This is a genomic window from Moorena sp. SIO3B2 (assembly GCF_010692525.1).
Lineage (GTDB): Bacteria > Cyanobacteriota > Cyanobacteriia > Cyanobacteriales > Coleofasciculaceae > Moorena > Moorena producens.
Genome location: NZ_JAAHHE010000016.1, coordinates 43,220 through 48,495 on the forward strand (window position 1 = coordinate 43,220; position 5,276 = coordinate 48,495).

The 5,276-nt window shown below is 42.2% G+C and carries 3 protein-coding genes; all 3 read right to left on the reverse strand.

All coding sequences use genetic code 11. The annotated features are described in order from the left end of the window. Positions 1 to 268: 268 nt before the first annotated feature. Positions 269 to 397, reverse strand: a complete 129-nt coding sequence (locus F6K38_RS05660; RefSeq protein WP_267872042.1) for a hypothetical protein — start codon at positions 395 to 397, stop codon at positions 269 to 271. Between the two features lie 331 nt (positions 398 to 728). Next, positions 729 to 3,032, reverse strand: coding sequence for a CHASE2 domain-containing protein (locus F6K38_RS05665; protein WP_008184910.1), 2,304 nt, complete (start codon positions 3,030 to 3,032; stop codon positions 729 to 731). A gap of 600 nt (positions 3,033 to 3,632) precedes the next feature. After that, complete coding sequence (locus F6K38_RS05670; RefSeq protein ID WP_287356256.1) at positions 3,633 to 5,198, reverse strand: DUF1822 family protein; 1,566 nt, start codon at positions 5,196 to 5,198, stop codon at positions 3,633 to 3,635. Positions 5,199 to 5,276 lie beyond the last annotated feature (78 nt).

Below are 5,276 nucleotides of genomic sequence, written 5' to 3' on the forward strand. Positions count from 1 at the left end.
CTTGGGTCGCACCTGTGGAATAGGCATCTTGCTTAGGTGCGCTTGACCTTGGCGAATTAAATTCGCCACGGGTCGCACCTGTGGAATGGGCATCTTGCGTGGAACTGGCATCTTGCCAGTTTCAATATATTTTCGGGCGGGCAGGATGCCCACTCTACTCCTATTCATTCAAAGACTGATGCAACGCGATCTATTTAGAAATGCTAGATCTCAACCTGGGTGTCTTTTCGTTGTAAGCATTCAGCTATCAGCATTCAGCGATCAGCTTTCAGGTACAGGTATCATCAGTGATCAGCTTATGGGCTACGTCACAGGCTTCTAGCCTGTGCCACGCTACTGTTCGCCCAGCGTGGGCCAAAAGCCCACGGCTGACGGCTGACCACTGACCGCTGACCACTGAATGGTTACTTTTCGTTTACGCCTTCAGGTTGGTAGCTATGAGAACAATGACGCAGTTAACCTTGATGACTGATTTATCTACCAAAAACAGTATTACATATCAATCCCGACTCATTTCTCTAGTTGAATTAAAATTCACTAAATCTTTAAACAAATAACCTTTTTATCAAAATTATCTAAAAGACTTGGATGATAAATCTAGCCTTTCCATTTGAGATGTAAACATAATCGTGATTAGTAAAGGCAAGAGGCAAGAGGCAACAGGCAATAGCTAATCAAGTATCTAGGGATTTTTGGGAATATAAAAAACTGTCATTATTGTTTACAATTCATTTGAAAATGCTATAAACTACGATGGAACCACTGGTTGCCACTAACCCCAAGGCTGATGGTATAAAGGGTATCCATCCCCCTTGGAGTAAGAGAACATAACAGACTCCAGATAAGAGGCTGATACCAGCAAAAACAGCAACTCCCAAGTAGGATGGGGAATGTAAACGCCAAACTAATAGGCCTCCCACCAAAGACCAACTACCAATCCAAAGCAGTTCCCCCCACTGTGGCAACCACCAGAGCAAGGGTCGTTGATTCAAAACAGCACTAATAATCTGACTAGTCATCTGAGCGTGAACCATAACCCCAGGTATTTTGTCAGGCCATGGCCCTTTAGTATAGGGAGTCAGGTGTACATCCTTTGAATCTTTACCCACCCCAATCAAGACAATCTTATCCTTGACCAAAGTGGGCAGTTGGGAATCGAGTTTACCCTTGAGTAAGTCTTGGAGATTAACTTTTTTGGGATTCTTAGCACGGTAATTAAGGAGCATCTGATATCCCATGGCATGATCTGGCTCTAACTGATACCCACCAGCATTGTGTGGGAATTTCCGAAACATCACACCACCGATTTCTACATCCCCTGCTGAATTTCTCGTCATCGGCGGGATTCCCTCTTGGGCTAGGTAATTCAGAGCGACTTGTAAACTCAGAGAGTAACTGGTATCACAAGTATCCGAAGGGGTCATCGCTAGAAATTGGCGGCGGATAATATCATCTGGGTCACGAGGCAAATCACTAAAGCCGATCTGTTGTGATGCCATACCGGGTGGTGAAGCGATAGCAGTCTGATCAATACTTGGCATTTTGCACACCGCAATGAAACGGGGATTTTGCTTCAATTGAGTAGCTAAGCTGGGTTCAAACTCAAAGTCATGATAAATATCTAAGCCAATCACTCGCGGTTGATCAGGGTTGAGTTTCCGCAACAGTTGTGCCAGAGCCGTATCGGATAATGACCCTTTCCTCGACCAACCCATCTTGTCCTGATACTTAATATCTGGTTCTTCCACCGCAATTACTAAAACCCGCTCATCCCGCTTTTCAGGTGGTCGCAGACCCATGAGATGGTCGAAAGCACGTAATTCTGATCCTTGTAACAGCCCTAGCGATCGTATTGTGATCACTGCAATAGTGGCAATAAAACTTACCAGTAAAACCGTTGAGAGTTTGGGTTTATTCTTGGTATAGAATCCCTTAGTCAAGTCTTTCCAAGTTGGCGGTTTCAGAGCAGGATTCTGAAATATCACTGGTAACCAACTGGCACAGGGATAGTTATCTTCTACCTCCTCCTGCAATCTTTTCCGGGTTTCCCACACTGAATCCGATAAGGATTTTCCCTTTGTGGCAAATGCGTTGAGAAAATACCTCAAAAACTTCTGAGCTACCTCATCTGGCACCTTTTCCCGCATTACCAGGGTTGTCGAGATTGGTAAACTAACCAATTCTGCTGCTAATCCTAACCCATCACAGGAATTAAAGATAGCCAACTTCAACCCATTCTTAATCGCATTGGTTAGACCATACTTTAACTCCTCAATGGTGATGCTTTCATCCTGATTGATGAAAAACCGTCCTTGTAAATTCTTTTTATTCTGGGTAAAACTATGACCAGCAAAAAACAATATCTCCCACTTTTTTTCCCATAATTCCTGGCTTAATTGTTTTTTTTGGGGACTGATTAAGGGGGAAATTTCTGCATCGGGTAATTCCTCCTGGAGTAATGCCAAATCCTTCTGGATATCAATCCCGGTGTCATCTCCTAGAATTGCCAATATTCTGACTTTATTTATATATTTTTTGCTTGGTGGTGAGGGTGGGGGAAATTCTGAAGCACTGAAATTAACCTCAATATCACAATCGGACAAGACATCCCAGAGATGCCAAGGCAGTTGCCAAAGTTTGAGATTATTAGTTTGAATAATAAACCGAATCTGGTCATTGGTCGATAAAGATTTTAACACTTGATCCCGGAAGCGTTGAAACTTTCTATCGGTTGAATTTAGCCAATTATTGATCGCCTCTTGTAAATCCTGAGCTGAGTGGATAATTGAATAGTTGGTTATCTGTTCTGAGGGAGCTGTCAGTTTCCGATGCACTTTGATTCTCCCTTGAGCACGATAGCTTAAGAGCCAACTGTCACACAATTGGTTAATGTGAGGTGCTGGTGGTAACCAACCGTCAATTTCTCTAGCCATTAAATTATTTTCCTTGGCATCAATCCCAATTTTGAGGATGACCCGAAACCCCTGTTCAAAGTCACCATCAACTATTTTTAAAGTAACTAAATTCGTCATTTTTCATCCGGTATTATTGAATTTATTAATATATTTTTTAAATTGGTTGGGAGAGAAAGTCCTGGGTTTTAGGGAGTCGGGAGCGGTGCGACCCGTGGCGAATTTAATTACGGGTCAAGCGCACCGAGGGAGTCGGGAGTCGGGGTAATAAAATTGACTCTACCTGATAAGTATGAGAAACGCTATATAAAAACATTCAACCGAACATAGGTGACAAATTAATCACCCTACCCTACGGGAACGCCAAAGGCGAACAACATTTTTGAATTAAGAATGTAGAATTTATAATTTAGAATTGGGAATTCTGCATTCTGCATTCTGCATTCTGCATTCTGCATTCTACATTCTGCATTCTGCATTCTGCATTCTGCATTCTGCATTCTACATTCTGCATTCTGCATTCTACATTCTACATTCTGCATTCTACATTCTACATTCTGCATTCTGACAGACAACCTACCCTACACCGAACGCCAAAGGCGAACAACCTCACAACCTCACAATCTCACAACCTCACAACCTTGGCCAAAAGGCCACGCTACGCGAACAACCTCACAACCTTGGCCAAAAGGCCACGCTACGCGAACAACCCAAGATAAGTTACAAGACAAACTCTTTGGAAAAGCTGGCATCTACCAGTACCAATTTTACCATAAACCTATCCCCCCTTTCGCCATGAAACTCTAATTGGATCCAATTATCAGCACTTCTCGACTGAGCCGACAAGAAAATTTCTCCCTGCTGATCAAGTACTAGCAATTGGAGATTATTTTTTAGATATTTCTCATTAGTAGGATACACCCGTAAGTGAACATTAATTCCCCCATCTGCTTCAGGTATGAGAGTAACCATAAATGCTACTTTGCTCCCATTCAGTTGCATTTCTAAATCAATTATCTTAACTCGCCTAATCCCAGCTTGGGGATGATTTGGGTCAAGTTTTCCTAAACTGACAGCGGCTTGGCGGCGTAAGTCATGATCGTGAGTAGTATTGATCATGTCAGCAAGCAATGCGATCGCGTCTAAGCTACCATGAGCAATTTCACCCAATAATTCTATAGCCGGTAAGTTAGTTTGTTTACTGTTATTGGTCTTTAATAGTTTAATAATTGCGGTCACAGCTTCAGGGATATTTTCGTAAAAGGGGGAAGATGCTGAAGAATTACCATTCAAACTATCCTTCAAACGAGTCTGTTGAGACCGGTAAGCTACTCTTAGAGTAGGTTGACAATTACGTGCTCGAACTTCCTCAACAGTTTGCCAACCAGCCTCCAGGAAATTATCCAGCCATGAGAGTAAGTTTATAGATGGCTTACGAGAGTAAACTAGGGAACGTTGTTTATATAATTCTTTGCGCCATTTAGAATTTGATACCAGTGCCTGCCACTTAGCAAAAGGAATATCTAGCCTCGGAGAGTAAGGAGTTTCCTGGCTCAATTGCTTGATTAACGTTGTTGCTTCATCACAGGATAATCTTGCCATTGGCTTTACTGTCAGTTTGGGACTTGGAGTAAGTTCCTCCGTTACCCACATCACATTCAAATCTTCAATTAAATCTACTGCATCCACAGCATAGGTTTCATCGATGATGTCATAGTTACCATGATCACGTAACTGTTGATAAGTGGTGTATCCCCACACCTGTAACCAGCATTCTTCTAAATTCAGTTGCATCGCCACATAATAATGACTAGCCCACTCAGGAATATCAACCCACTCTCGCGGTACTCGCAACGCTGTAAATTTGATTTCTTCACTAGGAATTAATACCAGTCGCGTCTGGTTTAGCTCAACAGCTGTACCATTCACTACGTCCCAGAAACTTGGTAAATCCCCCAACTCTGGCCATACTAATGCTTTGTTTAGTGGTTTGTTTAGTGGTTTGTTTAGTGGTGTATCTAGTGGTTTGTTTAGTGCTTTGTCTAGTGCTGTTTCTAGTAAATTTGTTCCTGTTAAATTTGGTTCTGTTAAATTTGCTTCTGTGTCCAGATAGCTTAAAAACGTATTCAGACAGAGACAATTCAGATAGGCTCGCCAACGAGCAGCTTGGTTAGAATAACCTTGAGCTTGGGTTTGTTGCCATGCTTTTTCTCGTTCTTCTGGGGAGAATTCTATCAACATTTGGTCTGGGTGTAGGCAAGCTACATCCTCTAAACGTAATTTCATTGACTCATCTCCTTTTTGGTTAATCGTTAATTGGTATTTGGTATATTTGGGTTAACGTTTCACGTTTCAGGTTTCACT

Excerpts from the sequence above, each read along its gene's own strand:
- F6K38_RS05665 (WP_008184910.1), bottom strand. The coding sequence starts at position 3,032 with ATGACGAATTTAGTTACTTTAAAAATAGTTGATGGTGACTTTGAACAG.
- F6K38_RS05670 (WP_287356256.1), bottom strand. The coding sequence starts at position 5,198 with ATGAAATTACGTTTAGAGGATGTAGCTTGCCTACACCCAGACCAAATG.